General features: G+C 61.3%; 27 protein-coding genes. 17 read left to right on the top strand and 10 right to left on the bottom strand.

Annotated elements, in window-relative coordinates; all coding sequences use genetic code 11:
• Window positions 1-136: 136 nt before the first annotated feature.
• Both MJA45_RS25510 and MJA45_RS25505 read right to left on the bottom strand, forming a co-directional pair.
• A complete protein-coding gene (locus MJA45_RS25510) occupies window positions 137-298 on the bottom strand; it encodes a helix-turn-helix domain-containing protein (RefSeq protein WP_315604709.1) in 162 nt (53 codons plus the stop codon).
• Window positions 299-475: 177 nt separating this feature from the next.
• Window positions 476-1,423: a helix-turn-helix transcriptional regulator gene (locus MJA45_RS25505; RefSeq protein WP_315604708.1), complete on the bottom strand. Its 948-nt coding sequence runs from the start codon at window positions 1,421-1,423 to the stop codon at window positions 476-478.
• Window positions 1,424-1,664: 241 nt separating this feature from the next.
• On the opposite strand from MJA45_RS25505, the gene MJA45_RS25500 reads away from it, so the two are divergent.
• Entirely contained in the window at window positions 1,665-1,844 is a 180-nt protein-coding gene (locus MJA45_RS25500; RefSeq protein ID WP_315604707.1) for a CsbD family protein, read from the top strand.
• A gap of 138 nt (window positions 1,845-1,982) precedes the next feature.
• On the opposite strand, the gene MJA45_RS25495 is transcribed toward MJA45_RS25500, so the two are convergent.
• The 3 genes from MJA45_RS25495 to MJA45_RS25485 all read right to left on the bottom strand — a co-directional run bounded on the left by MJA45_RS25495 (window position 1,983) and on the right by MJA45_RS25485 (window position 4,053).
• The gene (locus MJA45_RS25495) at window positions 1,983-2,459 is read right to left on the bottom strand and encodes a carboxymuconolactone decarboxylase family protein (RefSeq protein WP_315604706.1); all 477 of its coding nucleotides are present in this window, start codon (window positions 2,457-2,459) and stop codon (window positions 1,983-1,985) included.
• An 89-nt stretch (window positions 2,460-2,548) separates the two neighbouring features.
• Entirely contained in the window at window positions 2,549-3,523 is a 975-nt protein-coding gene (locus MJA45_RS25490) for a sigma-70 family RNA polymerase sigma factor (RefSeq protein WP_407083082.1), read from the bottom strand.
• A gap of 5 nt (window positions 3,524-3,528) precedes the next feature.
• On the bottom strand, window positions 3,529-4,053 hold the full coding sequence (locus MJA45_RS25485; protein ID WP_315604704.1) for a DnaJ family domain-containing protein: 525 nt from the start codon (window positions 4,051-4,053) through the stop codon (window positions 3,529-3,531).
• A gap of 219 nt (window positions 4,054-4,272) precedes the next feature.
• On the opposite strand from MJA45_RS25485, the gene glpK reads away from it, so the two are divergent.
• From glpK to MJA45_RS25460, 5 genes are all read left to right on the top strand, one after another.
• A complete protein-coding gene (gene glpK, locus MJA45_RS25480; RefSeq protein WP_315604703.1) occupies window positions 4,273-5,766 on the top strand; it encodes a glycerol kinase GlpK in 1,494 nt (497 codons plus the stop codon).
• A gap of 78 nt (window positions 5,767-5,844) precedes the next feature.
• Window positions 5,845-7,515, top strand: a complete 1,671-nt coding sequence (locus MJA45_RS25475) for a glycerol-3-phosphate dehydrogenase/oxidase (protein WP_315604702.1) — start codon at window positions 5,845-5,847, stop codon at window positions 7,513-7,515.
• Window positions 7,516-8,047: 532 nt separating this feature from the next.
• A complete protein-coding gene (locus tag MJA45_RS25470) occupies window positions 8,048-9,163 on the top strand; it encodes a GGDEF domain-containing protein (RefSeq protein WP_315604701.1) in 1,116 nt (371 codons plus the stop codon).
• A 165-nt stretch (window positions 9,164-9,328) separates the two neighbouring features.
• Window positions 9,329-10,156, top strand: coding sequence for a protein-glutamine gamma-glutamyltransferase (locus tag MJA45_RS25465; RefSeq protein ID WP_315604700.1), 828 nt, complete (start codon window positions 9,329-9,331; stop codon window positions 10,154-10,156).
• Between the two features lie 124 nt (window positions 10,157-10,280).
• Complete coding sequence (locus tag MJA45_RS25460; RefSeq protein ID WP_315604699.1) at window positions 10,281-10,856, top strand: uracil-DNA glycosylase; 576 nt, start codon at window positions 10,281-10,283, stop codon at window positions 10,854-10,856.
• Window positions 10,857-10,902: 46 nt separating this feature from the next.
• Here MJA45_RS25460 and MJA45_RS25455 read toward each other — a convergent pair whose 3' ends face one another.
• Window positions 10,903-11,226 carry an MGMT family protein gene (locus MJA45_RS25455; protein WP_315604698.1) on the bottom strand — a complete coding sequence of 108 codons (324 nt, stop codon included), beginning with the start codon at window positions 11,224-11,226 and terminating at the stop codon, window positions 10,903-10,905.
• A 255-nt stretch (window positions 11,227-11,481) separates the two neighbouring features.
• Here MJA45_RS25455 and MJA45_RS25450 point away from each other — a divergent pair, with 255 nt between their 5' ends.
• The 7 genes from MJA45_RS25450 to MJA45_RS25420 all read left to right on the top strand — a co-directional run bounded on the left by MJA45_RS25450 (window position 11,482) and on the right by MJA45_RS25420 (window position 18,439).
• Entirely contained in the window at window positions 11,482-11,772 is a 291-nt protein-coding gene (locus MJA45_RS25450) for a hypothetical protein (RefSeq protein ID WP_315604697.1), read from the top strand.
• Window positions 11,773-12,172: 400 nt separating this feature from the next.
• On the top strand, window positions 12,173-13,039 hold the full coding sequence (efeO, locus tag MJA45_RS25445) for an iron uptake system protein EfeO (RefSeq protein WP_315604696.1): 867 nt from the start codon (window positions 12,173-12,175) through the stop codon (window positions 13,037-13,039).
• Between the two features lie 3 nt (window positions 13,040-13,042).
• Window positions 13,043-14,359 carry an iron uptake transporter deferrochelatase/peroxidase subunit gene (efeB, locus tag MJA45_RS25440; RefSeq protein WP_407083081.1) on the top strand — a complete coding sequence of 439 codons (1,317 nt, stop codon included), beginning with the start codon at window positions 13,043-13,045 and terminating at the stop codon, window positions 14,357-14,359.
• Between the two features lie 17 nt (window positions 14,360-14,376).
• Window positions 14,377-16,182 carry an FTR1 family iron permease gene (locus tag MJA45_RS25435; RefSeq protein WP_315604695.1) on the top strand — a complete coding sequence of 602 codons (1,806 nt, stop codon included), beginning with the start codon at window positions 14,377-14,379 and terminating at the stop codon, window positions 16,180-16,182.
• A 261-nt stretch (window positions 16,183-16,443) separates the two neighbouring features.
• Window positions 16,444-17,283: an amidohydrolase family protein gene (locus tag MJA45_RS25430; RefSeq protein WP_315604694.1), complete on the top strand. Its 840-nt coding sequence runs from the start codon at window positions 16,444-16,446 to the stop codon at window positions 17,281-17,283.
• 126 nt (window positions 17,284-17,409) lie between these two features.
• Complete coding sequence (locus tag MJA45_RS25425; protein WP_315604693.1) at window positions 17,410-17,874, top strand: MarR family winged helix-turn-helix transcriptional regulator; 465 nt, start codon at window positions 17,410-17,412, stop codon at window positions 17,872-17,874.
• A gap of 13 nt (window positions 17,875-17,887) precedes the next feature.
• Entirely contained in the window at window positions 17,888-18,439 is a 552-nt protein-coding gene (locus tag MJA45_RS25420; RefSeq protein ID WP_315604692.1) for a DUF6022 family protein, read from the top strand.
• A gap of 91 nt (window positions 18,440-18,530) precedes the next feature.
• Here the strand turns inward: MJA45_RS25420 and MJA45_RS25415 are convergent, their stop codons facing one another.
• Window positions 18,531-18,998 (bottom strand): SRPBCC family protein, encoded by a 468-nt coding sequence (locus MJA45_RS25415; protein ID WP_315604691.1) that lies wholly within the window; start codon window positions 18,996-18,998, stop codon window positions 18,531-18,533.
• A gap of 157 nt (window positions 18,999-19,155) precedes the next feature.
• On the opposite strand from MJA45_RS25415, the gene MJA45_RS25410 reads away from it, so the two are divergent.
• Window positions 19,156-20,049, top strand: a complete 894-nt coding sequence (locus MJA45_RS25410) for an NAD-dependent epimerase/dehydratase family protein (RefSeq protein WP_315604690.1) — start codon at window positions 19,156-19,158, stop codon at window positions 20,047-20,049.
• A 112-nt stretch (window positions 20,050-20,161) separates the two neighbouring features.
• On the opposite strand, the gene MJA45_RS25405 is transcribed toward MJA45_RS25410, so the two are convergent.
• Window positions 20,162-20,881: a Crp/Fnr family transcriptional regulator gene (locus MJA45_RS25405; protein WP_315604689.1), complete on the bottom strand. Its 720-nt coding sequence runs from the start codon at window positions 20,879-20,881 to the stop codon at window positions 20,162-20,164.
• A gap of 288 nt (window positions 20,882-21,169) precedes the next feature.
• Here MJA45_RS25405 and mobA point away from each other — a divergent pair, with 288 nt between their 5' ends.
• Window positions 21,170-21,733 (top strand): molybdenum cofactor guanylyltransferase, encoded by a 564-nt coding sequence (mobA, locus tag MJA45_RS25400; protein WP_315604688.1) that lies wholly within the window; start codon window positions 21,170-21,172, stop codon window positions 21,731-21,733.
• 306 nt (window positions 21,734-22,039) lie between these two features.
• Here mobA and MJA45_RS25395 read toward each other — a convergent pair whose 3' ends face one another.
• The gene (locus MJA45_RS25395) at window positions 22,040-22,315 is read right to left on the bottom strand and encodes an HPr family phosphocarrier protein (protein ID WP_315604687.1); all 276 of its coding nucleotides are present in this window, start codon (window positions 22,313-22,315) and stop codon (window positions 22,040-22,042) included.
• 167 nt (window positions 22,316-22,482) lie between these two features.
• Here MJA45_RS25395 and MJA45_RS25390 point away from each other — a divergent pair, with 167 nt between their 5' ends.
• Window positions 22,483-23,079, top strand: coding sequence for a hypothetical protein (locus MJA45_RS25390; protein WP_315604686.1), 597 nt, complete (start codon window positions 22,483-22,485; stop codon window positions 23,077-23,079).
• 750 nt (window positions 23,080-23,829) lie between these two features.
• On the opposite strand, the gene MJA45_RS25385 is transcribed toward MJA45_RS25390, so the two are convergent.
• The gene (locus tag MJA45_RS25385) at window positions 23,830-24,483 is read right to left on the bottom strand and encodes a transcriptional regulator (RefSeq protein ID WP_315608104.1); all 654 of its coding nucleotides are present in this window, start codon (window positions 24,481-24,483) and stop codon (window positions 23,830-23,832) included.
• Between the two features lie 271 nt (window positions 24,484-24,754).
• Between MJA45_RS25385 and MJA45_RS25380 the strand changes: the two genes are divergently transcribed.
• Window positions 24,755-25,297, top strand: a complete 543-nt coding sequence (locus tag MJA45_RS25380) for a hypothetical protein (protein ID WP_315604685.1) — start codon at window positions 24,755-24,757, stop codon at window positions 25,295-25,297.
• Window positions 25,298-25,512: the final 215 nt, after the last annotated feature.

The raw sequence follows: 25,512 nt of genomic DNA, 5'->3' as shown, positions 1-25,512 counted from the left end.
AGACGCTTTCTTCTCCCCGTATACCGGGGGAAGGAAGCGTCTTTGCTCATTTTGGGGAAGGCGGGCTTCGAAGGACTCCTCTTGAGCCGGCCCTCTTTGTTGCAAACGACAGGCGGCAGGCCTGTGCTGTTTAGCTTCAGGTAGCGGCAGGCTGGTCCGGATCGTCCATCCAGGCCATCAGCAGGCAGTACGTCCGGGGGCTGATGTTCTTACCATTCTCGGCGCGGTAGACCGACAGGGCGTTGATATGGACCCGCTCGGCCAGCTGCTGCTGGGTCAGGCCTCTCAACTTCCGCATGGCTTTAAGCTCCTCATATCTCTCTAGAATCATCTGTATGCTCCACCTTGTCAAATAAATAGGAGAATTCACCTATTTACCTTATCGACAGATGGAAAGTAATACTTTAGACCTATTTTTCTTGAATAATAAGTAGGCACAAGGAACTAGTTATCCGCCTGATTTGGACCATGGCCGTTACCGGTACAAGGCCGCCGCGGCTTCCGCGGCGCAGCGAACCCGCTCCCGCAGCTCCTCCGGCTCCAGCGCTTCAGCCGATGGGCCGAAGCCGAGGACGACCCGGGCCCCCCAGTCAAGCGTCTGGAGGTCCGCATGGACGGTTACCCAGCCCGGCTCCGCTTCTTCTGTTCGGAGAATCCGGACGTATCTCTCCTGCTTCAAGAGCGGCAGGCATTCCGGCTTGAGCCGGATCCGGGCCGGGCAGCTGGGGAGGCTTGATTGAAACGCCTGAACGGAGCTCTCCCAATAATCCGCCAGGCTGAAATCCTCCGGACGCCGGAACGTCTCTTCGAGCACTACGGCGTCCAGCAGGCGGGAAATGCGGAAGGTGCGCATCCCTTCCTCGGTCCCGGCCACCAAATACCAGATGCTCCGCTTGGCCACGAGCCCGAGGGGACGCACGATGCGCTCCTTCTCCTGGCCGTCCCGGTCATAGCGCAGACGTAGGAGCCGGTCTCCCCAGACGGCCTCCTGAACGGCCGCCAGGGAGCCAAGGGACTCTTTCGCCTGCCGCCAGCCCGCCCCGTCCAGATGGATCCGTTCCAGCACGTCATCCACGTCCCGGCGGATGGCCTCCGGAGCGGCGGCGAGCAGCTTCTGGAAGCCCGACTCAAACGGATGCCTCCAGTCCAGGTCGGCCAGCAGACCGGCGGGACTGGCGACGAGAAGGGAGAGGAGCTCCTCTTTCTTCATGCCGGTGAGCTGGGTGCGGTAGCCCTCGGCCAGCATCCAGCCGCCATTCGTTCCCCGCTCGGCATAGACGGGAACTCCCGCGGCGCTGAGCGCCTCCATGTCCCGGAACACGGTGCGCTCAGACACCTCCAGGCGGGCCGCCAGCTCGCGGGAGGTCAGGCGGCCGTGGTTCTGCAGCAGCAGCAGGATATTCAGAAGACGGTCGGCTCTCATTGTCCATTCCTTCCTTCGTTCATTCGTTCTCTTGGGTTCCCATTCCGGGGTTCTCTTCACCCGTTAAGAGAATTGTATCACGGATATAAGACAACGGTTGTCATATTGGAGGGATACCGCAGGCGGGGCTTTGCCGGTTCGGCCGTTCCTCCGATGGGACGTCCATTCCGGCCGCGGTTTCCCGGTAACGTTTAACTTTCCCCCCAAAAGGGTAATTCTTTATAACCCTAACACAAAGGAGATGGAAAGCATGAGTGGATTAGGAGATAAAATCAAAGGCGGCGTTTCCAAAGCGAAGGGCGAAATCAAGGATCAGGTCGGAAACGCGACGAACGATAAATCGATGCAGGCCGAAGGCAAGAAGGACAAGCTGAAGGGCGAAGTCCAGGAGGGCATTGGCAAGCTGAAGGACAACCACTAAAGCCCATCAGGCCGTCAAGCGCGGCTGGGACGCAGGCAAAAGAGCTCCGGCCGAGGCAGGCCGGAGCTCTTTTGTATTCGCGGGCAGGAGCGGCGTTCCATCAGAACGTTAACGGGAGGAGGCTCCAGGGCCCTCCGTTTACTCGGCCGATTCGGAACGCTTGGCACCCGCGTCATAGCAGCCCGGGAACATGCCGAACGAAATGGCGATCCGGTTCCAGCAGTTGATCGTGTTGATCGCCATGATCAGGGCGATGAATGCGGTCTCGGAGAAGTGCTCCCGGACTTTGGCGTACAGCGCATCCGATACCCCTCCATCGCCGATTCGGGTCACGGCTTCGGTCAGCTCGAGCACCGCTTTTTCCTTATCCGTGAACAGCGGCACCTCCCGCCAGACGGAAATAAGGTTAACCCGCTGCTCCGATTCGCCCATCCGGCGGATATCCTTGGTGTGCATATCCAGGCAGAAGGAGCAGCCGTTCAATTGAGAGGCCCGGATCTTGATCAGCTCATACAGGATAGGATCGAGACCGGTGCTTTTGACAAACTCCTCGAGCTTGCGCATCGTCTGGTAGGCTTGCGGATTGACGGTTTGGTGATGAAGCCGAACTTGCATAGAAGGCGTCCTCCTTGGTGGAATAATGGATTGCCTTCTCTATGACAACCGGGAGGTCTGATTTGTGACACGGGTTGTGTCTGCTTCGATTATTCCGGCAAAAGGGGACCCGGAGGCAGCGCCCCAGACTCCCCCAAAGGAGGCAGGAGGGTCAGCTTGTCGGGATTGCTGAGCAGATAGATCGCGGAGATGCGGCTTCCGTCGGCCGTCCAGGCGAAGCTGAAGACGAAGGGGGGCCGTCCGGGACGATCCAGAACGAAGGAGGCGGGACCATTCCCCGGCACCGGCCGGACGCTTCCGTGAAGAGAGCCCTTCTTGCGGATGCCGGTGAAGAAAGCCCCGATGCGGGCCCGGCCCTCAATGGGCACAAGCGCGGAACGCACCTTGCCGCCGCCGTCGCTGACCATAACCGCCTCCTCCGCTAGCAGCCGGACGAAGGGCTCGAAGCGCCCGCTTGCCGCCGCCTCGAGGAAAGTCCGGATGAAAGCCTCCGCGTCCGCCGGTGGCTTCTCCACGGGAGGGCCGCTCTTCCCGAGCTTCGCCTTCGCCCGGCTGAACAGCTTCCGGCAGGACGGCTCCGTCTTGTTCAGAAGCGCCGCCAGCTCCTTGTAGTCGTAGCCGAGGGACTCGCGAAGCACGAAGACGGCCCTTTCCTGCGGGGTCAGCTCCTGAAGGAGAACGAGCAGGGCATAGCTGACCGTCTCCCGGAGGATGAGCTGCTCCCCCGGTTCCCCGGGATCCCGCCCTTCGGCTCCGGGGTGATCCGCTACGGAGAAATCGGGCTCCGGCAGCCAAGAGCCGGGGTAGGTTTCTCTCCGCCGCCGTCCCGCCTTCAGCAGATTAAGGCAGCGGTTGGTCAAGAGCTTGACCAGATACGCCTTCGGATGGCGGAGGGGCTCGTGAGCCGACTGGCGCAGGCTCAGGAAGACATCGTGCACGGCGTCCTCCGCCTCGGTCCTCGAACCGAGAAGCTTGTACCCGAGCGACAGCAGGAGAGGCTTATAGGTGAGGTAAAGCTCCTCCAAGCCGGGCTCTTCTATAGGAAAAAAGCTTTCTGACGGCAACTCGCTCATCCTCCCTCGTTCCATTTGGCAGCCTGCTCGCGGATGGTGTCCCGGGAGACCTTCCTCCGGTGAAGGGAGAGGCTCGGGGCCATCAGATTCAACTCGAGAATCTGCCGGTTAATAAGGAGCAGCTGGTCGTCCACGGCCTGTTCTCCGGCCCCGGAGTCCATCAGCTCGACGGCGTACTCCATCGCCACGCCGATCTCCCGGCGCAGCATGACCCAGGGGGGAGGGATTTTGGCATTCTGCATAATCGTCTGCAGCACATCGCCCTCCGGCACCTTCAGCGGCTTGCCTTTGCCGGGGAGGTTGTCGAAGCCGCCCCGGCGGGCGAAGTCGTCGACCGCTTCGTCCACCCACTGGATGAGCTGCCTCTCGGCATGCAGGGCAACGTCGGTATCCTCGAGTGTTTCCGCAGGCAGCGGAATCATGGGGCGCTCTTCCCCGGTCCCGGGCTCCGCGTCCTTCGGGCGGTTCGGCTTCCGGCTTTCTTTGTCTCCTGCAGGGGTGCGGCGCGGCCATAACGGCATAGGGTCGTCCTCCTCGGGCTTTGATGCCTTCAGGGTAATGGAAATTCCTTTTTCGTTCAAGTGCTCCTGTCTCTTCAGCCGCTGCACCTTAACGAAACGTCAGCCGGCAGCCAAGTTCTGTTATGGAAACGGGGCCGCCGATGAGGTAAGGTAGAGGGGATGGGATTAGGAGAATAGGAAAAGGGCATCCGGCCCGATCCGTGAAAGAGGGGATATCGGTTGAGTAAGCGCTTTATTCTTTCCATTGACCAGGGAACGACCAGCTCCCGGGCCATTTTGTTTAATCATGAAGGAGAGGCGGTCCGATCCGCCCAGCGGGAGTTCACGCAGTTTTTTCCCGAGCCCGGCTGGGTGGAGCACGATGCGCTGGAAATATGGGACTCCGTACGCACGGTGGTGGCGGAGCTGATGGACAGCGGGGTAACCCGCCCGGAGGAGGTTGCGGCCATCGGGGTCACGAACCAGCGGGAGACGGCGGTCGTCTGGGACCGGGCGACCGGCGAGCCTGTCTACCGGGCGATCGTATGGCAGTCGCGCCAGACGGCGGATTTATGCGAGGAGTGGCAGAAGGCGGGCTACGAAGCAGCCATCCGTGATAAAACGGGGCTGCTCATCGATTCCTACTTCTCCGCCTCGAAGATCAGGTGGATTCTCGACCACGTGGAAGGAGCGCGGGAGAGAGCGGAGAAGGGGGAGCTTCTCTTCGGCACGATCGATACCTGGCTGATCTGGAAGCTGACCGGCGGCCAGGCGCATGTGACGGATTATTCCAACGCGTCCCGGACGCTTCTCTATAATATTTACGAGCTTGCCTGGGATCAGGAGCTCCTCGAGATGACGGGCATTCCGGCGGCCATGCTGCCGGAGGTTCGCTCCTCCTCCGAGGTGTACGGGCACGCGCTTGCCGAGTGGGTCGGAGGCGCTCCCATACCGATCGCCGGAGCGGCAGGTGACCAGCAGGCCGCTCTCTTCGGGCAGGCGTGCTACTCCGAGGGCATGGTCAAGAACACCTATGGAACCGGCTGCTTCCTGCTGATGAACACCGGCTCCAAGGCGGTCCGTTCGACGCACGGCCTGCTGACCACGCTCGCCTGGGGCATCGGCGGCCGGGTGGAATACGCCCTGGAGGGCAGTATCTTCGCGGCCGGCTCGGCGGTTCAGTGGCTGCGGGACGGCTTGAAGCTCATTTCGTCCTCCGCCGAAACCGGCGAGCTCGCCGCAAGCGTCCCGGATAACGCCGGCGTGTACATGGTGCCCGCTTTTGTCGGGCTGGGAACGCCGTACTGGGACAGCGACGTGCGCGGGTCGTTCTTCGGCCTGACGCGGGGAACGACCCGGGAGCATATGGTCCGGGCCGTGCTGGAGTCGATAGCTTACCAGACGAAGGATGTGCTGACGGCGATGGAAATCGATTCGGGCCTGCCCACCTGCGCTCTGCGGGTGGACGGCGGGGCTTCGCTGAATCCCTTTCTCATGCAGTTCCAGAGCGACCTGCTGAACGTTCAGGTCGACCGGCCGGCGGTGAACGAGACGACGGCGCTCGGCGCCGCCTATCTCGCCGGCCTTGCCGTCGGCTTCTGGAGCGGCACCGAGGAAATCGCCAGCCAGTGGCGGATCGCGGCGGCCTACGAGCCGTCTATGCTTTCCGAGGCGAGAGAAGAGTTCTACACCCGATGGAAGAAAGCGGTGGCCGCAGCACGCGCTTTCGTTTAGCCGCCGGGCAAACCGGGCCGGCAGGATCAGCCTCCGGCGGCCGGGGACTATCACACTGCGGCAGGAAAGAGGGACACCATGATGAGAGAGCAGACGTTTGCGGGAGCCGGCCGGGAGGCGGTTCTGGCCAGCATGGAGGAACAGGACTTCGACCTCCTGGTGATCGGAGGAGGGATTACGGGGGCCGGCATCGCGCTTGATGCCGAGACCCGGGGGATCCGGACCGCGCTTGTCGAGATGCAGGACTTCGCCGCGGGCACTTCCTCCCGTTCCACGAAGCTCGTCCACGGAGGACTCCGTTACCTGAAGCAGCTGGAGATCAAGCTGGTCGCCGAAGTGGGCCGGGAGCGGGCGGTCGTCTACGAGAACGCCCCGCATGTGACGACGCCGGAATGGATGCTGCTTCCGCTCGTTCAGGGAGGCACCTTCGGCCGGATGGCGACCTCGGTCGGCCTGCTCGTCTATGACCGTCTCGCCGGGGTTCGCCGCAGCGAGAGGCGGAGGATGCTCAGCCGGTCGGAAGCCCTGCAGCGGGAGCCTCTGCTCCGTGCGGATATTCTGAAGGGGGGCGGCTATTACGTCGAGTACCGGACCGATGACGCCCGCCTGACCATTGAGACGATGAAGGAGGCGGTCCGGCGGGGGGCCCGTGCGGTTAATTATGCCCGCGCCGTCGAAGTGCTTTATGACGGGGGACGCGCGTCCGGCGTCCGGATCGCCGATACGCTGACCGGGAAGACCCGGGACCTGCGGGCGAAGATCATCGTGAATGCCGCCGGTCCTTGGGTGGACGAGCTCCGGGAGCTCGACCGCTCCCGCGAGGGCAAGCGCATTCACCTGACGAAGGGCGTTCATCTCGTGGTGGACGGCGGGCGCTTCCCGCTGCGGCAGGCGGTTTACTTCGACACGCCGGATAAGCGGATGGTGTTTGCCATTCCCCGGGAAGGCAAGACGTATATCGGCACCACCGATACGAACTACACCGGGGATATCGCGAATCCTCGCATGACGGCGGCCGACCGGGACTACCTGCTGGAGGCGGCTAACGGGATGTTCCCGAGCCTTGAGCTGACGCCGGACGATGTGGAGTCGAGCTGGGCCGGGCTGCGGCCCCTTATCCACGAAGACGGCAAGTCGCCCTCGGAGCTTTCGCGCAAGGACGAGATCTTCGAGGCGCCCTCCGGCCTGCTTTCCATAGCCGGGGGCAAGCTCACCGGCTACCGCAGGATGGCCGAGCGGGTCGTCGATCTCGTCACTTCGCGGCTGGCCGACCAGGGCCGGGGGCCTTACCGCGAGTGCGGAACGGAGCGGCTCGCTCTCTCGGGCGGCCAGGTCGGCGGCTCCGCCGGCTTCGAGGCGTTCGTGCGGGAGAGCGTCCGCGCCGGCACGAACGCGGGCCTGACGGCCGAGACGGCCGAATGGCTCGCCCGGCGCTACGGCTCGAACGCCGCCGAGCTCTACGAGCTCCACCGCGTCCGCGGCGGCGAAGCGCGGGAGTTCGGGCTCCCGCCCCGCACCTTTCTTACGCTCCTTTATGCCATGGAGGAGGAGATGGCCGTCACGCCGGCGGACTATTTCATCCGCCGGACCGGGGCGCTCTATTTCGACATCGAAGAGGTGCGCCGGACGCTTGGCCCCGTGACGCGCTACATGGCCGCCCATTACGGCTGGTCCGAGGAGATCCAGGAAGAGCGTATGGCTGAGATGAAACGCCGGCTGGAGGAAGCCGTTACGCCGGTCGACGGGTAGAGTGCCGCTGCCGCATACCCCCACGCTGCCGGGCAGCGGGGGACACCGGCCGCCGAATCCCCCTTGCCTCAGCGGCACCGCCGGAGGCTAAATTCCCGCTGCCTGGCCGCAGCGCCCCGACTCTAGGGTTCCCCTTTGCCGCGCAGCAACGCCGCCGGCGCCGGAGCCCCTTTATACGTTTTCGGCACCGTTCGACATCTGCCCCCCGTTCTGCTTCCTGCAGAGAACGGGGTTTTTATCGTGTGGACATCAGGAGCCTGAAGGAAGCAGCCAAGCTCTTGCCGGCCTGCCGCGAGCGGCCCCGGGACCGGACAGCCTAGGCAAGGATGCCCGGTTTTGGATCGAGCCTTCCGGCTTTCTAGGAATACCTGTCTACTTCCGCCGGAAAGACTGGTTAATTGGAACGAATTTTGTCGCATGGGAAGGAATCTTACATTTTCATACAGAAGACAGTAAGTCCTTTCTCCAGAGAAAGACGACACGAGCAGGTCATTAAGCGATAGGGCTCGCGGCACGGCAGGGAGTGGCATACTTGAAAAGAAACTGGATTCCCGAAACCCAAACGATGGAAATGATCTCGGCCAACCTGCGGTGGTTCATCGTCGCGGTCTGCCTGTTCATCGTCTATACCCCGTCCATAAACGGGTTTCTCGGCTACAGCAAGGCGGGGTTTACGTGGACCGCGCTTTTTGTGGTGCTGTACACCGCTGTGGACCAATATGTGCTGCTTCGTTATCCGGTGACCTCGGGCGTCTACAAGGTGGTCACGCGGACCTCCATTGTGATGGACGGGGTGGCCGTACTCGCCCTGGTGGCCATGACGGGAGGCGGACACAGCCCGTTCTACATGGTCTTCTATTTGCTTCTGCTGCATTCCGCCATCTATTGGAATCTGGCTGGCGCCCTGTATGCGGCCGGTCTCCTGACCGGGGCGTATTCCGTGATGCTGCTGCGGCTGGATCCCGGGGTCTTTACGGACCCGTACCGGCTTTATCTGTACAGCCTGCAGGTTATGTTCACGTTCGTCATCGCTTTCTACTGCGGGGTGATCGCTTCCCGGGAGCGCAAACAATTCAAGGACAGCAATTATTACCGGGACCGGCTGAACGAGGATTATTTGACGGGTCTCTTTAACCACCGGTATTTCCAGGAGACGATGGACCGGATTTACCGGGAACGGCAGCCGGCCTACCTCATCATGGCGGACATCGACCATTTCAAAACGATCAACGACACCTACGGACACGCCACGGGAGACGAGGTGCTCCGGCAGGTATCCGGCGTTCTCTCCGCGCGTTTGCGGGACCGGAACGGCTTGGCCTTCCGCTACGGGGGAGAGGAGTTCGCCATGCTGGTCTACACGAGGGAGCCGAACGAGGCCGCCCAGCTGATCAAGGCGATCCAGGGGGACGTGAACCGGCTTAAGCTTGCGGTGCGGGGACAACCCGTACGCGTAACGCTGAGCTTCGGGGCGGTCTATTCAGGAGACTGTCCGACCAAAAACGAGCTTGCCGAATATGCGGACAAGCTTCTCTATGCCGCCAAGGCCCAAGGGCGAAACCGGGCGGTGTTCGAAGACGGAAAAAAGGAAGCGGGCCCCGGGAAGGCCGCCGGTCAGTACCGTGCGGCTAGACGCCCCCGCCGCTAGCGCGGGGAGAGACGGTTCCCGGCGGCCGGGCTTCCATAACGAGACGGGAGGGCGGATGGCCGCCCGACCAGCCGCGGGTCCAGGCACCAGGGAAACCCGCGGTTTTACTTTGCCCGGCATCCGCATAAAATGGGATATTCCATCATGCCAAAGGCAGGTGTTCCCATGATCCGCGTGCAAGGGATGGCCCAGCCGATTGATCCGGCCATGCTGCCGGACAGGCAAAGAGACATCTATCTGCAAAAGGACCGGAGCCCGACCGTCTACTCCTATGATAGTGTGGACCAGCTGCTGTTTGAGCTGCGGGTCCGGGTGTCGATCACCGAGGCGGCCGCCGCCTTGTATGAGAGCGGGGCCCAGTTTGCCACGTTTGCCGATTCCCGCTGCAACCCGGTCTTCTGGGACCGGACGGAGCCGGGGGGATTTCAGCTGAAGCCGGGAGTGGCGCCCGCCGAGGGGGTCCGGGATATTTTCCGGAACGGCCGGCTGTATGCCTTCGAATGCGCGACCGCCATGGTCATCTGCCTGTACCGGGCGGTGAACGTGAACATCGGGGATCCCCTGTTTAACCGATATTTTGCCGATCTGCTGCTCTTTGACTGGCATTATGACAGCGATCTGCGCCTGATCACCCTGGATACGCACCAGGAGTCTTATCCGGGTGATATTCTGTATTTCATCAACCCGGACTATTCGCCGCTGACCCCTCAGTGGCGGGGGGAGAATGTGATCAAGATGGGTGATAACCTGTATTTCGGCCACGGAATCGGGGTCCGGCCGGCGGAAGGCATCATCGCCAAGCTCAACAGCCACCGCGTGCCGGGCAGCCCGTTCTCCGCCTACTTGACGGATCAGGCGTCCTATCCGGATTACCGCTATCTGTACTCGCTTGGTTCCGGCGTGCCGGTGCCTCCTCTTCAGAACCCGACTGGCCCCCGGCGGCAGGGGGTTATTGTCGCCCGGATCGGCTCCTTTACGTATCTCAAGCTTTAAAGCTTCGGCCCGCCCCTATTCTCTAAGAAGATTTGGGGAAGAATAGCCAAAAGGTCTCCCGAATGGAAGCCGTGAGCAAGAAACGCTTCCCGGGAGACCGGCTGTTGGGAAAGGGGCCAGGGCCATGAAGCCTTTTCAGTCGTGTGCGTGGCCGGAGGATCCGGTGCCGCCGCCATTTGCAGGCTGCCGGCGCTGTGAGCTGGCGGGGCATGGCGGGAGAATGATTTGGGGAGAGGGGAATCCGGGAGCTTCGGTTCTGGTGCTGCTGGATAATCCGGGGGCGCGGGAGGATAAAGAAGGGGAGGCCTTCGTCTGCGGGACGCGCGAAACGCTTCAGGAAGCCGCGCACCGCGTCGGTCTCGGTCCGGACGAGCTGTATGTGACGTATCTGCTCAAGAGAAGGCCCGCCCGCGCCTATAACAAGGAGGCGGCCCGGCAGGCATGCCGTCTCCATCTGGAGCATCAGCTTGCCGTACCGGGCCGCCGCTATGTGCTGTGCCTCGGCAACGTTTCGGTCCAGGAGTTCTTCCGGAATCCGGAAGCGGAGGTAAAGGCGCTTAGGGGGTCATGGCATACGGTAGACGGTTTGGAGACGCTCGTTTCCTATCATCCGCTGGCCGTCCGCCGGCGTCCGGTGCTTCGCCGTCTGTTCGACGAGGACTGGGAGCGGCTGGCAGCGCGCCTGGCGGAGAGAGAATAGGGGAGGGGCAGACCGCCCGGCCTGCCCCCTAGCCTGTCCCATCCGTTCACGCTTCCTCCGCCCTCTCGGGGCGATGAAGGAACCGCTCGAGCTCCACGTACCGGCTGTTCTTCACCTCCACGCCTTCCGCCTCCAGCAGGAAGGCCTGCATCTCTTCCGAGCCGTCCTCCCGCGGGGCGATTTCCCCCTTGGCCGAAATCACCCGATGCCAGGGGAGGCGGTGCTTGCCGCTCATGGAATGGAGGATTCGGACGACCTGGCGGGCCCCCCGCGGGCTTCCCGCCGCTCCGGCAATCTGCCCGTAGGTCATGACGCGTCCCTCCGGAATGGACCGGATCACCTCCAGCACTCTCTCCGTAAATGGCGTCATCCCCGCCGCCTCCTTCTGCCGGGCCCTTCTCCCGTTCGGTCCGCGGTTCTCCTGACCGCTTCCCCAGGCTGTCCCTTCATGTATCATCTTTCCTTCCCTCGTTCCTATCCGAAAAACCGGTCTGTGTAAAGTATAAGCCATCGGGAAAAGCGCGCCAAATGAAACGCCGCCTTCCGCCTTCCGTAAAAATAGATGGTCAGTTCTTCAGGGGGTAATCATACATAACAATAAGGAAAGCAAGAGGAGGGACGGTTCATGAGCAATTCCAAACAGCTGAAATGGATCACGGGGGGACTGGAGGCGGTGCTCGGCATTCCGTTTGTGGGGGGGCTGATCGTCCTCAGTCTGGCCTGGGTGCCCCTCGGCATTATGCTGGTGCTTCACATCATTACGCTCCTGATGGCCTCCAAGGAGGGAGGCTCCCGGGTCGGGAGCGTCGTCGGCATCGTCACCTCGGTCATCGCCTTCATTCCGGTCGTGGGCATGATCATGCACATTCTGACCGCCGTCATCCTGCTGATCGACGCCGCCCGCAAGCCGGTCTAGCAGTGGTTCAGCCTATGACAAGGTGGCAGGTAGGCAAGACCTCACGGATCTGCAGCGTGCTGGCGCAGCCAGGCGCGGACGATGTGACTCAGCATTCCATAACCCCTAAGGGAAGCCCCCCGGCCCTCTTGGGGGTTTTTGCTGTTCTGGGTCTTTTTCTTCTGCTGCGGTGCGTTTGCCCCCCCCCTTTTTAAATTAGTCATTGAAAATCATTCTCACTTGTGATATTTTCAGTTGAGATTAATTCTCATTATCATTTGGGATCCTCCCCAAAATGATGGCTCGTGCTTCCCAACTCTCTATTCTTGAATACATACAAGATTCATGCGGGAGGCAGCGGGGGGAAAGCCCAAAGCCTGGCCATTACACTTAAAATTTTAATAAGGAGTGTCATTCATTCATGAAATCCGGTCTCATTCTTACCTCTGCGATACTGGCAGCCTCGGTGCTTGCCTCCGCCTGCGGGAACACAAAAGAAGCCGTTCAGCCTAGTGCAGTGGCTTCCACGCCCGTTCCTTCCGCTGCACCTGCCGCGCCGGCTGTTGACTATACTCAAGCTATTGATCAGTACCGGACTTACGTCATAGAACAGTGCAATGCCTATGTTAAGGCTACCGGGGAATTTACAGCCGCCATCAAAGCGGGGGACCTGGAGAAGAGCAAGGAGCTTTACGCTCCTGCGCGCATGTATTATGAGCGGATTGAGCCGATCGCGGAGTCGCTTGGAGACCTGGACCCGGCTATGGATGCCCGGGAAGGGGATGTTGAGGAGAAGGACTGGAGAGGCTTCCACCGGATCGAGAAAGGACTGTGGATGGACGGGAAGACCCATGGCCAGGAAGGCTACGCCGACCAGCTGCTGAGCGACAGCAAGCTTCTGAGGGCGAAGGTCGAAACGGTTGAGATTGATTCCACCCTGCTGCTGACGGGAGCGGTCGAGCTGCTTAATGAGGTGTCGTCGACCAAGGTGACGGGCGAAGAGGAGCGCTACTCCCGAACCGACCTCTATGACATCGCGGCCAATGTGGAAGGGGCGCGGAAGATTTTTGACGTGCTGAAGACGGAAGTGGAGAAGAAGGACGCGGAGCTGGCCCGAACGATCGACGGGCGCTTTAACAACCTGTTCAAGGTGATGGAGCCTTACAAGAAGGGCAGCGGCTATGTTCTTTATACGGATCTGACGCAGGACCAGACGAAAAAGCTGAGCCAGGCGGTGGATGCGCTCGCCGAGCCCCTATCCCAAATGGGCAAAAAACTGGGGGCCTAGATCATGGAAGACAACAAGAAACAGCCGCAGCCGGCAGACATGCACAAGGAGAGGGAGGGAGGCACCCCCTTCTCCCGCCGGGAAGTCCTTAAGATGGCGGGAGTGGGAGGCCTTGGCCTCCTGCTCGGCTCCGTTGGGGCCGGAGGGGTACTGGCCGGCACCGGGAAGCTCGGCTCCCGGTCGGACACCGCTTCCGCCGACGCGGCCCGGAGCGGCCGCCTTCCGTTCTATGGGACCCATCAGGCGGGAATCGTGACTCCCCCGCAGAATTTCCTGTGTTTCGCCGCCTTTGACCTGACGGTGACGCGTGGGGAGGAAGTAAGCCAGCTGTTCAAAGCCTGGACGGAAGCTTCGGCAAAACTGTGCGCCGGCGAAACGGTGGGCACGCAGAACAGCCAGACGGGTCTTCCTCCGGACGATACCGGAGAAGCGGTCGGCTTGAACCCTTCGAACACGTCTATCACGTTCGGAATAAGCCCGTCCTTCTTCGACGAACGCTTCGGGTTCGGTCCGAAGCGTCCTGCGGGGCTCGTCGATCTTCCGCGTTTCCCCGGAGACAATCTGCGGAGCGAATGGTGCGGGGGAGACATCGGCGTGCAGGTGTGCGCGGATGACCTGCAGGTGGCGTTCCACGCCATACGCAACCTGACCCGCATCGCCCGGGGAAAGGCTGTCCTGCGCTGGACGCAGGAAGGGTTCCAGCGTACGGCCGCAGCGGGAGCGCCGGGGGAAACCCCACGCAACCTGATGGGCTTCAAGGACGGAACGGGGAACCCGGATGTCACGGATGAGAAGCTTATGAGCGACCTCATCTGGACCCAGGCCTCAGACGGTCCGGCCTGGATGGCGAACGGCAGTTACATGGCCGTGCGCCGCATCCGTCTGCGCCTCGAGGTGTGGGACCGTTCGACGCTCGGGGATCAGGAAGCGACGTTCGGACGGCACCGGGACAGTGGCGCGCCGCTCGGGCTGAAGAACGAGTTCGATCCGCTGCCGCTTGATGCGAAGGGAGCGGACGGCAAGGCGGTCATCCCGATGACCGCCCATGCCCGGCTCGCCCATTCGGAGACGGAACGGATCCTTCGGCGGTCCTACTCGTATTCCAGCGGTCTCGACCGGCAGACAGGGCAGCTGGATGCGGGATTGTTTTTTGTGAGCTACCAGCGGAGCCTGGAGAAGCAGTTCATTCCCCTGCAGATGCGGCTCGCCAAGCAGGATAAGCTTAACGAATATATTACTCATGTGGGAAGCGCGGTGTTCGCCTGCTTCCCCGGCGCGAAGGAAGGCCGGTATATCGGCCAGGAGCTGTTCGAAGGATGAGGAGGGAGAGCATACGAATGAACAGGCAAGGATACCCCCTCCGTTCGGTCGTTCTGCTGCTTGCCCTGCTGCTGGGTCTGGCGGGGGGAAGTGCCGCGGCTGTCCCGGCTGCAGCGGCGGGCACTGACGGGCTCATGCCGGCTGCAGGCGGTGCGCTCGTGCACACCACCCAGAAGGAATGGCCGGAAGCGGGCAGGGAGCTGGAGCGGTTCGAGGCCGAATGGAAGGCCGTCCACGCTCCGGCTTCTCCGCAGGCGGACCAAGTGAACGCCGCCCTGACCGCGGCCAAAGCGGCTCTGTCCAGGCCGGAAGCGGATCCGGGCGCAGCCTACAAGGCCGTCTCGGCCTTGACGAAAGCAGCCGACGCCTTCGTCAAGGCAGCGGAGACCGCTTCCGGTTCCGCCAAGGGCGGCGGTCCGGCAGCGGCGAAAGAACTGCTGCCCGTGCTGCAGCGGATGCAGGAAGCGGCAGGGAACGGCCAAGCCGAGCAGGCCCGGGCGGAATTCCGCCGGTTCGACGCCCAGTGGGCGAAGGCGGAGCCGGCCATCCGGGCGGACAGCGTCCCGGTGTACGGCCGGCTCGAGACGCTGCTGACCATGGCGCGGATCTCCCTGCAGGCGGAGCCCTTCCGGGCGGAGGCCGCGGCTTCCGCGATCGGCGAGCTTAGGCAGACGGTGGAGGGCTACTCCGCCGGAACGCTGGCCGAAGCCGCCCCGGAAGCGGCAGCGGACGGCCGGACCGTGGACGATGCCCTCCTCCTGCTGGAGAAAGCCCAGCAGGCTATCGGCAGCGGCCAGCCGGCCGCAGCGGCGGAGCGGATGCAGGCCTTCATCCGGCTCTGGCCTTCCGTCGAGGGAGCGGTGCTGACGCGGGCGCCCGATGTTTACACCGCCATCGAGAACCGGATGGCGGAGGCCTCGGGCGACCTGCTGTCGAGCCCGCCCAAGACGGAGGCGGCCTCCCGGGTGATCGAGGCCATGCGGGCGGACCTGGAGCCGTACCGGGGCTCCGTCCGCTACACCGCATGGGATGCCGCGCTCATCCTTCTCCGGGAAGGCCTGGAAGCGCTCCTCGTGCTGGCCGCCCTGCTTGCCTTCCTGCAGCGTTCCGGCCATTCCGGCCGGCAGCGGTGGGTATGGGGCGGAGCCGCTGCCGGTCTCGTGCTTAGCGCCGGACTGGCGGGAATCCTCACCTATGCCGTAGCCTCTGCCGCTGCCGGAGGAGCCCGCGAAACGATGGAAGGGGTGACCGGCCTGGTCTCCGTCGTGATGATGATCACGGTCGGAGCCTGGCTGCACGGGAAAGCCCAGGTACAGACCTGGAACCGTTACATCCAGAACCAGGTAGGAGCGGCGCTTGCCGGAGGCAGCTTGTGGTCCTTGTTTGCGGTTGCGTGTCTCTCCATCCTGAGAGAAGGAGCGGAGACGGCCATCTTCTATGTGGGGATGGCCCCGTCCATTGATCCCATGCAGATGCTGACGGGCATAGCAGGCGCTCTGGCCGCCCTGGTCGTACTGGGCTGGATCGTCGTGAAAGCCAGCGTCCGGCTTCCGGTAAGGCCGTTCTTCCTTACGGCTTCGCTCTTAATCTACTATCTCGTGATCAAATTCCTCGGGCAGAGCCTGCACGCTCTGCAGGTGGCCGGCCCTCTGCCCGCGACCCCTTCAGCGGGTTTGCCCTTCTGGGAATGGCTCGGCGTTTACCCGACGTGGGAAACGACCGTTCCCCAGCTGGCCGTGCTTGCCTTTCTCGCTTTCTCGTTCATCCGGACAGAGAAGAAGAAGGCAGCGGTCGGCGGAAAGGAGGCTCCCTCCCGCGTATAGCCTTCTTTAGGACGGCGTAGAGAAGGCTTTTCTTAAAGGCCCATCTGTATACCACCGGTTCTTGCCCGCGCGGTAAGGGATCGGTGATTTTTTTAGCGAAAGGCCTTAATTTTAGGTAAAGGTCTTAAGACGGTCCATTCGAGGGCAATCCACACTTTTCCGGCGGCCAATCCGGAAGGATTGTCCCTAAGCCCCTGGTGACATCCTGAAAACTACTGGTAGAATGAAGGGAGTTTATTCTTTAAGCAAAGGAGCCAGATCATGAGAATCGATGCCCACCAGCATTTCTGGAAGATCGACCGGGGAGATTACGGATGGATTACCCCCGAAATCCCGGTGCTCTACCGGGACTACCTCCCGGAGGATTTGAAGCCAATCCTGGACCGGCACGGGATCGGCGGAACGATCGCCGTGCAGGCGGCCCCCACGTTGGAAGAAACCGACTACTTGCTCTCGCTGGCCGAGAAGCATCCCGCCATTCTCGGAGTCGTTGGATGGCTCGACTTGAACGATCCCCGTTGGCGGGAGCATTTCGAGCGTCACCGGCAGCATCCCCGGTACATAGGCTTCCGGATCATGATCCAGGAAATGCCCGATGCCCGCGTCATTTTGGAGCCGTCGTTTGTGGAAGCGCTTCGGTTTTTTGCGGAGGAGGACGTTCCGGTGGATTTGCTCGTGAAGGCCGGCCAGCTGGACTCCCTCGTGGAGCTGCTCGACCGGGTTCCGAACGTGCGGGGAGTGATCGATCACATCGCCAAGCCGTTCATTTCCCGGGGAGAGATGGAGCCCTGGCTCAGCCAGATGCGCCGGATCGCCTCCCATCCGGGAATCTACTGCAAGCTCTCCGGCATGGTTACCGAGGCCGATCCCGAGAGCTGGAAGCCCTCCGATCTGACCGGCTATATCCGCTCGGCTATCGAGCTATTCGGTCCCGACCGGGTTATGTTCGGAAGCGACTGGCCGGTTTGTCTTCTTGCCGCCTCCTACGACGAGGTGATGGAAGCCCTCGAGGAGTCGCTGCCCGATGGCTACAGCGAGGTGGATCGGGAGAAGTTGTTCGGTGGGAACGCCGCCGTCTTCTACAAGCTTCCGCCAAGATAGGAAAGAGCAGGCGCCGGGACGCCTGCTCTTTTTTCGTTGTAGCTGCGCCAGCTGGTCTGGTTCGCAGAAGAACACGTCTTATCCGAACATTGACAGGTAACTTACAATATGTCAATATATTGTCATATGAAGAAACTTAGCGCCAAGGGAGAAGCATTCACGGATTTGGTATTGGAGGTATTTCGCCTTAACGGGCTTCTACTGGCTGCCGGTGACCGGTTAACGTCACCCGTCGGCTTAAGCAGCGCCCGGTGGCAGGTGCTCGGTGTGGTGGAGCATGGGGCCATTCCCGTGGCGCACGTCGCCCGCATCATGGGCCTTACCCGCCAGAGCGTCCAGCAGACGGCGGACGCCCTGGAGCGCGATGGGTTGATCGTTTACCGGGACAACCCGCATCACCTGCGCTCCAAATTGATGGAGCTGACGCCGAAAGGGCGGGAGGCTTTGGATTATGTAACGGAGCGTCATTCACTTTGGGCGAATGAAATCGGAGAAAAGGAGACGGAGGAAGCTCTCCGGCAGACATCGTCCCTGCTTAGGAGATTAGCGGAGAGCTTGGAGCAAGAAAGGTGCAGTTACCAGGAAGACTAGGAGGAGGGGAAGGATGAACGGGGAAAAGTCTATCCGGTCCTACATGCAGAGCCGTCCGAATCCGATAATAGGCATCAAGGAATATGTGGAGGCCTACATTGCGGCGAATGGCCGTTCGATTCTGGAGAACAACCGGGAGAAGCTTAGGAAAGCTTATGAGGAAGCGGGTGATATGGCTTACGGGACCTTTCTGAATCTGCTTTTCCTTGACGTCCACAAGCAGTTGAGGCAGGAAGGATTGCAGCCGGAGCCGAGACTGCCGGGCGATTTCGACAGCTCCCGGGAGTGGGGGAGCTGTCCCGAGCAGACGGACCAGCAGCGCTGGATGTGGAGTACCATCAAAGAGGAGGGCGGCGAAGCGGTTGGAACCCTCGTCACGATCGTTTATCACGATCATACCGGGTTCCGGGTGCCCCGTATGCCGGATCTACTAGCGCTGGAGGAGTCCGGCAAGGAGAAGGTGGTCGAGGCTCTCTCCAGCCGATCCGAGGATTTCCGGAACGCTCTGGAATTTACAGAGGAATACGCACGGTATTTACAAAGCCAGTCCGAGGGGCAGGCCTAAAGAAAGACGCGACAAAGCGTCCGCCCGGCATAGGAAGCAGCTGCCGGACGGACGCTGTTTGCTTTCCGAGCCGGGAGATTCCCTCCGGAACTCAGCCCGTCACGTGGGCATCCGGCGCCTTGTCGGCGACGAGATTCAAGATCACGTTGTGCTCCAGGTAGGCTTTAAGTCCGCACAGCACCATTGTGAAGCCCTGCATGGAGTCGACCGCCTGGGCCACCACTTCGTCTCCGTTACCGTGGAACCCCGAGTTGGTGATGGTGACCATCGTTTCTTCCGGGGAGCGCGGGGTAAAGTCCCACTCCACGCCCACTCCCTCGTCCCATTCGATGCGGATCCGCTTGTCGGGCTCGACCGCCACCACGTCTACATCCGCCGCCGCCCCGTACATGTCCCAATACCACTTGATCCGCTTTCCCGCTTCCATCCGGCCGCTGCTTCGGGTATACCAGAACTTCGTCGTAACCTCCGGGTTGACGAACGCTTCAAACACCTCTCCGACCGGCCGGCGGATCAGCATGGAGGTCTGAACCACCGGGTCTTGGCTTATCGTTTTCATGAACAGGGCTCCTCTCTTGGTTTCCTTATCCAACACGCTTTCTTCTCCTATTATACCAAAACGCGATCGAAAGATTTCTTCCCGATTGCTTTGGTGCTTCCTGTATACTGAACTCAGGAATGACGGGAAATGGAGATCATTTTGACAAAAAGGCGGGATGGGGAGAATGAACGTACTGGTGCTTGGAGGAACGAAGTTTTTCGGTAAGCGGCTTGTGAACAAGCTGGCCGCCCGGGGGCATGAAGTCACCGTGGCGACACGGGGGAGAAGCTTGGCCGAAGGCTTGGACCACCGGGTCCGGCGGGTGACCGTCGACCGGACGGACGGGGAGGCCATGATGAATGCCTTCGGGGACCGGTCGTACGATGTGGTCTATGACCAGATCGGGTTCACGCCGCAGGATGCCCGGACCGCGGTGGAGACGTTCGGCTCCCGCATCGGACGCTACGTGTTCACCTCGTCGATGGCCGTGTATGACGATACGAACGAGGTAATCCGGGAGGAGGCTTTTGATCCTCACCGCTATCCGGTGGATTTGGACCGAGGGTCGTACGATTACCAGGAGGGCAAACGCCAGGCGGAGGCTTACCTGTACCAGAACGCCCCCTTCCCGGTAACGGCAGTCCGGGTTTCGCTGGTCATTTCGGGGGAAGACGATTATACGGGGAGATTCGCCTACCATGTGGACAAGGTCCGCCAAGGGAAGCCCATCGGGATTCTTCAGCCCTTCTCGTTCAGCTATATAGCGGCGGATGAGCTCGCCGGCTTCCTGTATTTCCTGGGAATCGAAGCGGAGTATGCCGGACCCGTCAACGCGAACAATACCGGGTGGCTGAGTATGGAAGAATTCGTGGAGGAGCTGGAAAAAGGAACCGGAGGAACGTCCGGGCTCTGCCTGGCCGGGGAAGGGGAGGAGAAGTCGCCCTATTCGATGGGGGCCACCTACAAGCTTTCGAATGAGCGGGCCGCCGCGCTTGGTTTCTCCTTCCGGCCGGTCCGGGCGGCTATTGCCGAGGAGGTCAAGCGCTACCTCGGCGTTCCGGTCGAGTAGGGAAGGGGAATGCCGCCCCCTGGAAAGCATGGGGGATCCCCGTCATGCGACGTCTAACACAGACGCCGGGAGCTGCACGCCATGCGAAAAAAAGCCCCAGGGGCTTCTGCCATCAAATCCGGCAGATGTCCTTGGGGCAGTGCTCGCAGCGGCAGATGCCCTGCAGGTAGGCCAAGTCCTTGATCACGATATACCCGTTCTCGTTATCGAGGACGCCCTGCTTCTTCAGGTCATTCAGCATGCGGTTGACGCTTTCCCGGGTGGCTCCGATCATGTCGGAGAGCTCGGAATGCGTTAATTTTTTGGTGATGAGGATATTCTCCCCTTCCGGCTTGCCGTACGTGTTGCTGAGCCGGATCAGGGTGGAGCAGAGGGCGCCCGGCTTGCCGTACAGCATCAGGTCGCGGAATTTGGTCTGGGTCAGCCGGTGGGTGAGGCCCATCCATTTCATGAACTCGATGGCCAAATCGCCATGCTGCCAGATCAGCACCTCGAGGTCCTTCTGCTGCAGGACGCCCACGACGCTGTCTTCCACGGCCACCCCGCTGAAGCTGTGCTTCGAATCGTTAAACGGATCGATCTGCCCGAGCAGGTCCCCGCTTTCGTATACATAGAGGATCAGCTCTTTGCCTTCGTCCGTGGCTTTGGTGATCTGGATCCGCCCGCGCTTAAGGAAGTAGAGCTTGTCGGCGTCGTCGCCCTCCCAGAACAGGTTGGCGCCTGCCTGAACTTTATGCTCGTACATGATGGCCTTCAATCGGTCCAGGTTCTGTTCGCTAAAAGCAGTCGTGTTGCCGGCGACGCTTTGCTCGGTTATGCGCTTCGGGTCCATTCGGATCTTCCTCTCCGGTCCTTACTTGATATACCTCAGTATATCGTATAAAGCAGCAGGGTGGTGTGATTTTTATCACACTTTGGAGCGGAAATTACAAAAAAAGGTGATCGGGTGCGGCTGCACAGAAAAGTAAGGGGATGCTGAAGAACCTTTCACGGATAAGGCACTAGGAAAGCTTCCCCGGTGTGACGGGCTTCACAGCTAAGGAGGGAGGCCGGAGGTACAATGGACCCAAGATCCTGACGGGCAGGTTCGCCTTCCCGGAGGGAAAAAGGAGGGATCCTTATGCTGACAGGCGTCATATTGACGGGGATGGACCCGTTGGGGGCCAGCCGGACGGATGCGGCGGAAGTCCTTCTCCTGCGCCAGATCCGCAGCATGCGGAAGGTGTGCGGCGAGCTTATCGTCATGACGGAGGAGCCGCGAAGGCTGCTTCCGGTGGTGGACCGGTCGGTCCGGCTTCTAAGCGGTTATTACGCGGGAAAAGCCCCGCTCGCTCACCTTCACGCCGCCCTTTCCCTTAGTCTTGGAGAAAGGCTTTGGGTGGTGAGCGGCAGCCGTCCTCTGCTTTCCCCCAAGGCGGCGGAGCGCCTGCTGGCCTACGGGGCCGGGCAGGAGTGGGAGGCGCTGCTGCCGGAAAAAGCCGGGGCGGTTTACCCGCTTCCCGGCCTCTACCGCAAGGCCTGCCTGCCTGCGGTTAGCGCGCTGCTGGAGAAAGGCGAGAGCCGCTTGGAGGCTCTCGCCGGGAGCCTGAAGGTGCTCCCGGTGCCCGAAAGGGTATGGGCGGCGGCCGGAATCCGGCTGGAAGCCGGGAAGCCGCTGCTTACCCTTAGCGGATGGGACTGCTAGATTCGGAAAGGGAAGGGAATAAAACAAAACCGCAGGGTCTTCTTCTGAGGACGGCTGCGGTTTCTTTGTATTAGTGCCTTATCCGGTAACTTAGTTAGCGAGAAAGCTCCCGTATGCGCACGAGAATCAATACGAAAGCAGAACTTCCTTTGCGGATAAGGCATGGGCAGGCAGTGGGGGGCTGGGGCTGTGTGGACCGCTCTTGTTTGGTAGCGGGACCGACTCCCGCCCCTACACACTGCCGCTGTCCGGCTGCCTCTATGACTAGGCGCCGCCCCTCTGCCGACCGCTGCCGCCGGTTTGCCGCTAAGCGCTGCCGCTGCTCGGCTGCGGGCTTTCCAGCAGGTCGCAGACGTATTCGAGCGCCTCCAGTTCATCGGAGCCGCGCGTCCGGACCGTCAGCCGGGTGCCCTGGGAAAGCGATTGCAAAAGCAGGCCGAGCAAGCTTTTGGCATCGACCTGCACCGTTTCGTCATTCAGGAGAAAGTGGATATCCGACTTGAAGCGGCCGGCTTGTCGGGCAAGATCTTCCTTGTCCGCCACCGACAGAGTGTGTCTGACTTGAATTTGATGGATTCTCATAGCTATCCCTCTTTGGTTGTTTTCTACTCTTCTAAACTATCTTATTCTCGCAGGGGTTTCAACTGCTTGGACGAAATCGTTTAGAACAGGAGGCGTTCGGGTAAAAATCGGTAAGACGACTCCCGGTTAGGGGTTTCGTCTCCAATACCGACTAGGAGGTTTTGGTCATGCCGAACCCGGATCATACACGCCCCGAAGGGGGCTCCATGGAAGACACAAGAGCCAAAATTCAGGAAGCCGCCGACAGCACCAAAGAGAAGCTCAGGGAGCTTTCCGGCCAGATGAACGAGATTTCCGATAAAATCCAAGCCGTTCCCGACGAGTTCGGCTTCTCCCTTCCCGATGGGGTGGAGAGCAGCGGGACCGATCGTCCTCTCGGAACCGGGGGGATGCACCCCTCCGGACGCGGGGGTACGCATGCGATGCATCCGTCCGGCCGGGGGGGCACGCATGAAATGCATCCTTCCGGTATCACTCCTCTCCGGGAAGAAAAAAGAGAGAGGGGCCTGGGCTCAGAGGCGGACGCCCCCGTGCTGGGCGGACGGCCGCTTTATCCGCCCTCCGGTACGATGTCCGATTCGCAGGCGGACCGGCTGGCGGAGGGGATGGACCGCCGCGTCGCCAAAGAGCCGGAAAGCCTGGACGCCGACGACCAGCAGCGCCTCCGTCAGCAGCAGCTCGACGTGAACCGCACGTCGGAGACGGATCCGGCGTCCGAGGCGGGCCTCTGGTCCGCCGCGAAGCGGGAAGAGGGCGGCGAGTAGCGCCGGTGCCGGGGCGTTGGCTGCCGGCCCGCTCGGAGAGCCGTGCCAGCAGGGGCGGCGGGAGTGCCGCCTTGGTGCGGTTCAGGAAAAAGCCGTTCAGCCACGAGGCTGAACGGCTTTTTTTACGGCGCCAGCCTACGGCGCCAGCCTACGGCGCCAGCCTACGGCGCCAGCCTACGGCGCCAGCCTACGGCGCCAGCCTACGGCGCCAGCCTACGGCGCCAGCCTACGGCGCCAGCCTACGGCGCCAGCCTACGGCGCCAGCCTACGGCGCCAGCCTACGGCGCCAGCCTACGGCGCCAGCCTACGGCGCCAGCCTACGGCGCCAGCCTACGGCGCCAGCCTACGGCGCCAGCCTACGGCGCCAGCCTACGGCGCCAGCCTACGGCGCCAGCCTACGGCGCCAGCCTACGGCGCCAGCCTACGGCGCCAGCCTACGGCGTCAGCCTACGGCGTCAGCCTACGGCGCCAGCCTACGGCGCCAGCCTACGGCGGCGGGCTCGCGCGCGGGGCTCGTCCGAGCCCTAGCGTTCCTTCGGCTTAGCGCAAGCTGTGGATCTTCCTTCTGGACAACGGCATCCTCTTACGAATCGTACGATGCTTATTCGCCTCCAAATGACGCTCCGTCGATTCTAACGAATCTCCATAACCCTATTCAGCGGGTTTGGCTATATTTCGAGCCCAAACCAGCTAATAAGACGATCAGGGTTCGTTAGAATCCCGCGAGCCCGCTTTTTGACCGAATAGCGTTCAGTCGATTCGTAAGCCGAACGTCCGATAGCGCTGCTTCCCGCTTGCTACATACAGGAGCCTAAGCTCCACCAATTGGTGCAGGAGGCGGCGGGCATGCTGGCCGGAAACGCGCAGGTGAGCGGCCAATTCCACCGGAGCAAAAGGGAGCCCCCTCCGCCTGGCAAACCGAACCGTCTCGGCTTCGAGCCAGCTCAGCTCCTGGGGGACCTCCGCGGCCGTGAACTTGCCGATGAAGGAGAGAACGAGCTGTTGGCAGCGCTTCGTCTCGTCCGTGATGGAGAGGTAGGCGACGGGAAGAAATAGCCAATCTTCGAGCGCCAATAAACAATGCCGCCAGCATAGGTCCTTAAACCGTCTCACATCGAGATCTCGCGCGTGCGGTCCGTAGCCTTGAATCTCGATCCCGCCTTTTGCGCGGCCGCCCGGAAGATAAGCGAGATCCAGGTAGCGGTAGCCGTTATGGAAATCGCGAACCTCCCATTCGGGATGCAGGTGGTGAAAGTTTTGCACGGCGGGGTACCAAACGGAACGAAGGAATTCGACGGTTCCGTGGCCGAGCCCTTTTTCCAGCAATCCGCGTCTTCGGGGATTCGGTTCCCCGGCAATGGCGCTGTTCATCCATTCCTCGTAAGCTTGATCAAATCGGGTGATCGTCCTCATCCTTTCTTCTATGAAATCCAAAAAAGCCGCTCCGGCACAACCCATTCCCTTGCAGGAACGGATGATGCCAAAGCGGCGTGTGCTTCACGACCGGGTTATACTGGTAGTATACCAGTGATTTTTCCTTTTTCAAGCCTCACATGGGGGTGCCCTGAGCAGCAGGGAGATCGGTGGAGCTCAACTCGTTAATCGCTCAAAACGTAGACCGAATGAAAGATTCAAGCCGCTAAGCATGCCGATGTCCAAAAAACGGAGGGGAACCATGCTCTACCTGTATCACTATTACGAGGAAGCAACCGGCCCGTTCTGCAACCTTTCCGACCTGGACCCGGAGGAGGCAGAGGCCGTTCTGAACCGGATCCGTACGGAGCAAAAAGGCTTCGCCAGCCGGCGTCCGCCGGATTACCTGGCCGTTCGGCGCTCGCTTGAGCAGACGGCGCGGAAGATTTTCGCGGACAAAGGGGGCCGGCCGGTCCGGACCTCTCCCCATTACATGACCTTAGGGGAATGCCCGTGGCTGCTCAGCTGGTATCCCCGTGGAAAAGAGCTCCGGATCCCTCTCAGCGCCTTTGACCCGTGTTCGGTCAGCTTTACGTACGGAGACTTGTTCCCGACCATGCGGGTTCAGGATGGGAAGCCGTACCGGGGACAAGTTTATACGCAGGACGAAATTCTGACGGTCCTCGAAACCTACGGGTGGCCCCAGGAGTGGAACCGCGACGGGACGAAGGGGCCGGAACGGTACGTGGAGGCCCAGATCTGGGAGGAGAAGCCTCTTGCCGGGTTTCGGGCGGGGGATTTCTGATGCTGGGCCAATTAAGGACCTTTGGCCGGTTGGCTGAAGTGTAACGAATCCTGTTATCGTTATGAGGTTCCAATAGACGGATTTGAATATCTAACGAACCCTAGATGCGTTATTTGCTTCGTTAGGGTTCTTTTTTGGTGGAAAAAGACTGGATAGCGCTATCACGATTCGTAAGAAATTCCATTTAGCTGAAAATGGGCTAGTAACGGTATGAC

Source organism: Paenibacillus aurantius, assembly GCF_032268605.1.
Taxonomy (GTDB): domain Bacteria; phylum Bacillota; class Bacilli; order Paenibacillales; family NBRC-103111; genus Paenibacillus_AO; species Paenibacillus_AO aurantius.
The sequence above is the reverse complement of the archived record's forward strand: the minus strand, read 5'-3'. Positions and strand labels throughout refer to the sequence as shown.

Coding starts and splice junctions, on each gene's coding strand:
- MJA45_RS25510 (WP_315604709.1), bottom strand. CDS start 298: ATGCGGAAGTTGAGAGGCCTGACCCAGCAGCAGCTGGCCGAGCGGGTC.
- MJA45_RS25505 (WP_315604708.1), bottom strand. CDS start 1,423: ATGAGAGCCGACCGTCTTCTGAATATCCTGCTGCTGCTGCAGAACCAC.
- MJA45_RS25500 (WP_315604707.1), top strand. CDS start 1,665: ATGGAAAGCATGAGTGGATTAGGAGATAAAATCAAAGGCGGCGTTTCC.
- MJA45_RS25495 (WP_315604706.1), bottom strand. CDS start 2,459: ATGCAAGTTCGGCTTCATCACCAAACCGTCAATCCGCAAGCCTACCAG.
- MJA45_RS25485 (WP_315604704.1), bottom strand. CDS start 4,053: ATGCCGTTATGGCCGCGCCGCACCCCTGCAGGAGACAAAGAAAGCCGG.
- MJA45_RS25475 (WP_315604702.1), top strand. CDS start 5,845: ATGATGAGAGAGCAGACGTTTGCGGGAGCCGGCCGGGAGGCGGTTCTG.
- MJA45_RS25465 (WP_315604700.1), top strand. CDS start 9,329: ATGATCCGCGTGCAAGGGATGGCCCAGCCGATTGATCCGGCCATGCTG.
- MJA45_RS25460 (WP_315604699.1), top strand. CDS start 10,281: ATGAAGCCTTTTCAGTCGTGTGCGTGGCCGGAGGATCCGGTGCCGCCG.
- MJA45_RS25455 (WP_315604698.1), bottom strand. CDS start 11,226: ATGACGCCATTTACGGAGAGAGTGCTGGAGGTGATCCGGTCCATTCCG.
- MJA45_RS25450 (WP_315604697.1), top strand. CDS start 11,482: ATGAGCAATTCCAAACAGCTGAAATGGATCACGGGGGGACTGGAGGCG.
- efeO (WP_315604696.1), top strand. CDS start 12,173: ATGAAATCCGGTCTCATTCTTACCTCTGCGATACTGGCAGCCTCGGTG.
- efeB (WP_407083081.1), top strand. CDS start 13,043: ATGGAAGACAACAAGAAACAGCCGCAGCCGGCAGACATGCACAAGGAG.
- MJA45_RS25435 (WP_315604695.1), top strand. CDS start 14,377: ATGAACAGGCAAGGATACCCCCTCCGTTCGGTCGTTCTGCTGCTTGCC.
- MJA45_RS25430 (WP_315604694.1), top strand. CDS start 16,444: ATGAGAATCGATGCCCACCAGCATTTCTGGAAGATCGACCGGGGAGAT.
- MJA45_RS25425 (WP_315604693.1), top strand. CDS start 17,410: ATGAAGAAACTTAGCGCCAAGGGAGAAGCATTCACGGATTTGGTATTG.
- MJA45_RS25420 (WP_315604692.1), top strand. CDS start 17,888: ATGAACGGGGAAAAGTCTATCCGGTCCTACATGCAGAGCCGTCCGAAT.
- MJA45_RS25415 (WP_315604691.1), bottom strand. CDS start 18,998: ATGAAAACGATAAGCCAAGACCCGGTGGTTCAGACCTCCATGCTGATC.
- MJA45_RS25410 (WP_315604690.1), top strand. CDS start 19,156: ATGGGGAGAATGAACGTACTGGTGCTTGGAGGAACGAAGTTTTTCGGT.
- MJA45_RS25405 (WP_315604689.1), bottom strand. CDS start 20,881: ATGGACCCGAAGCGCATAACCGAGCAAAGCGTCGCCGGCAACACGACT.
- mobA (WP_315604688.1), top strand. CDS start 21,170: ATGCTGACAGGCGTCATATTGACGGGGATGGACCCGTTGGGGGCCAGC.
- MJA45_RS25395 (WP_315604687.1), bottom strand. CDS start 22,315: ATGAGAATCCATCAAATTCAAGTCAGACACACTCTGTCGGTGGCGGAC.
- MJA45_RS25390 (WP_315604686.1), top strand. CDS start 22,483: ATGCCGAACCCGGATCATACACGCCCCGAAGGGGGCTCCATGGAAGAC.
- MJA45_RS25380 (WP_315604685.1), top strand. CDS start 24,755: ATGCTCTACCTGTATCACTATTACGAGGAAGCAACCGGCCCGTTCTGC.